The sequence below is a fragment of the Dethiosulfovibrio salsuginis genome, from assembly GCF_900177735.1.
In the GTDB taxonomy this organism is placed as follows: Bacteria; Synergistota; Synergistia; order Synergistales; family Dethiosulfovibrionaceae; genus Dethiosulfovibrio; species Dethiosulfovibrio salsuginis.
On the sequence record NZ_FXBB01000062.1, the window covers coordinates 1 to 3,288 of the forward strand.

1 protein-coding gene is annotated in these 3,288 nt (G+C 41.1%); it reads right to left on the reverse strand.

The window, feature by feature from the left end:
• Positions 1–22 precede the first annotated feature (22 nt).
• Positions 23–3,181: a DEAD/DEAH box helicase gene (locus tag B9Y55_RS12910; RefSeq protein ID WP_159448362.1), complete on the reverse strand. Its 3,159-nt coding sequence runs from the start codon at positions 3,179–3,181 to the stop codon at positions 23–25.
• Positions 3,182–3,288: the final 107 nt, after the last annotated feature.

Sequence of the window (3,288 nt, forward strand, 5' to 3'; positions counted from 1 at the left end):
CCATGTCTATGGCTCTCGATGGTCAGATTCTCTTCCTGGATGGGGCGACTGAATAGTTACAATTTATTATCTCAAGACATCCTAGAGAGATAGGGGCAGAGCTCACAGAAGGTGTTTTTCTGTTTTCTATTTCTTTTAGCTTTATTTCCATTTCTGTTTTTTTATTTGCTATCGTGGATCGGTGCATGTTTGCTATTTTTTCATTGGGATGATCTTTGCTGAGCTCTCTTCTTAGGATATCCTCTTTCGATTTTATGATCCTCTCAAAGGAGGATTCTATAGTGTCTCTATGTCTGTTCAGTGTAGCCTCGTGGAATATCTGCAACTCTTTTTTTATCTCTCCCTGTCTCTTTAGCTCCATCTCCTGCAATACCTCTATTACTTGTTTAAGATCCTCCGGCTCGTACTCATCCGGTGGAACAGATGGGTTTTTGCCTCTCTCGAGAATTTCTCCTAAAATCTTATCCGAATAATCTGGGATAGCGATCTCGTAGAGGGAATCGTTCACGATAAAAAGCTGTAAGGAGTGTTCATCTCTTACTGCCCTGCGTTCCTCAAATAAAACAAGAGAGAAAAAGTATAGTCCTGGAGGCAGAGTGTTCGTCTCTAGGCATATGTAGTGAGCCTGGGGAGTCCTTTTCCCCTGTCGAGCGTTATCGCTGTAGAATTTGACTATCGATCTGACTATTGGGTGTATGACACCTATAAACTCAGTCTCCTGGCATTGATAAGCGACTTCTCCTTTAAAAGTTATATCGATGCTTTTCTCTTGCTTGGGGATATGAGACCATTCAAAACCTTGACCTTTCATAATACGTATAAAATCCTTCTTTATCGTTAATTTGCCCTTGTGGCTTTCCTGGCTATATGATAGGAGGGTCTGAGGGGCATTTTTTTCTATAAAGCTCTCCACTATGAGCTGGAGCTGCCCTGGGGTTATATGCAGGTTGCTCTTGCTTGAGCGTTCGACCTCTTGGTCGAAAAAGGAATCTACACCTATAAATTTTGAGACGTCAGACTCTATCTCTTCCATATCTTTTTTGCTGTTTTCCAGAGCTATAAGCTGACGTTCTAGTGCTGCTTCCTCTTCCTCCTGGGTCTGGCTCTTGGATAATATCTCAAATTGAAGCTCGCTACCGATCTCTCCGATAATAGGCTCCAGGCTACCTATAGATCTGTTAAATATATCTATCCTATCGTAGAGCCTTTTTAAAATACGCTCCTCGATAGTGTCCTCTATCCAAAAATTGTAGATATAAATCTTATCCGACTTTTGACCGATCCGGTCCAATCTACCTATTCTCTGTTCTACCTCCATAGGATTCCAAGGTAGATCATAGTTAATCATGATGTGACAAAACTGAAAATCTAGCCCCTCAGCTCCGACTTTAGAGGAAAGCATGACCTCTATGTCAGGCTCTTCTCGAAATCGACTTATGATATCTCCTCTCTCCTCTGTAGGGACGCTTCCGTCGATCATGACGCTTTTTATGTTGTCTTTCTCTAGTCTGGATTTTAAATATCTAATTGTTCCCTTGAAAAAAGAAAAAATTAAAACTTTTATCTTGCCCTCTTTTTCCCTTGCTTTTTCTATTGCCTCTCTCATGCTTTCGTATTTAGAGTCTACCCAGCTCTCATCCCAACCGTCGACTATACCCCTTAATCTGAGTAGGGATTGCTCGTAGGAGGGCTTAGGGTCATTTTCCTCCATGGTGCCGCTTTTTTCTGAGAGATCGTATTGTTCATAGTCCGTGTTATCGTCTATGTCGTAATAGATATCGTCAAATATTCTATTATAGTTATTTTTATAGTGTTGAACCATTGCGGGGATAGAGGAGGCCATCTGTCTCTGCGGCATGTTTAGACGAAAAGCTTCCCCACCTCTTATACAGTTTTTTTCAGAACAGGCACTCCTTACGTAGTCTGTTACTGCATCGTAAAAACGTCTCTCGTGGTCCTTAAAGGATACATTGATAGGGCAGGCTTTCCTCACGGTCATTTTTTCGTTGACGTCTCTTCTCTTCGTTCTGGTGTATATATGACCTATGAGGTTTAACGATGCAAGAGCTCTTTGCGCCTCTATCTGAGATTTTATCGCTGCATTTTTATCTTGATTTTGCTTTATATCATTGTCGAGTTTACGTATGGCATGGTAAGCCGTATTTATATGAGGGTTCCTTCTTACTGCATCGTATTCCTTGGCTTTTTCCAGATAACCCCAGGCTTGATCGATTTTAGGTGGTATCTGAGATATGCAGGTCTGTGCTAATACTATATTTTCGTTAATGGAAAATCTTCTGATCGCCTCCGCTGTGTCCATGAATTCCTTCTCGTCCAGTATTTTTAATAGGTTGTAAAGGTTTTTCATGCCGATCTGTACAGGGGTAGCCGTCAGCATGATCATTGCTGTTGCCCTGTTCGATAACAGTCGACCGACTTTCCACTGTTTTGTGTTTCTGTTTCTCATGTGGTGAGCTTCGTCGACTATAACCATATCGAACTCTAAAGACAGCTCTTCAATTTGGGATATTACGTTGCCGTATCTGAGCGTCTCTATGGAGACTATCCCTCTGAAAAGGGATCTCTCCTCGTTTTCTTTGACCCTATTAAAAAATTCATCTAGTTCTTTTCTGCGATATATTCTAAAATCTTGGTCAAAACGAAGTCTCATCTCGCTTTGCCATTTGCCTGTCAGGCTGGATGGGCAGGTTATGAGGATCCTTTGTGATTCAAATCTTGCACAGAATTCCGTTAAAATCAAACCTGCCTCTATGGTCTTTCCTAAACCTACCTCATCACATATAAGTATTCTATAGTTTTCCGAGTCAAGCATCTTCATAAGTGGTTTAAATTGATAAGGGAAGAACCTTGTTTTCGATGCGTTGAAGGCGTAAAGAGTGTTTTTGATAGGCTTCTTTCTCTCCAATCGCTGTAAAGTGATCTCTCGGAGGAAGTCGTCGTATCCAGCGAATTTACTGGATATAAAACTGTTCTCCAATGTGAGATTTTCCTCAAGTGGCAGTAAATCGTCTTCTGGTAGCTTTTTTATAGACGCCGTATTTGACCAGCGGACCTTGTAATACTGAATTCCTCCGACTTCCGACAGGACTTCTAGGATAACACCCAACAGCGATTCGTCGCTTCTGCTTTTAACCTGATCTTGTATCTTAAATTTAGGCATAGACCTTCCTCCCATAGCTGGTAACTTAGTAGATTTAACCCAAACTCCTATCAAAATCAATTATTCTTTGCTTTTTTTGGTGCCTTAAGGGTTTAAAAAATATTTGA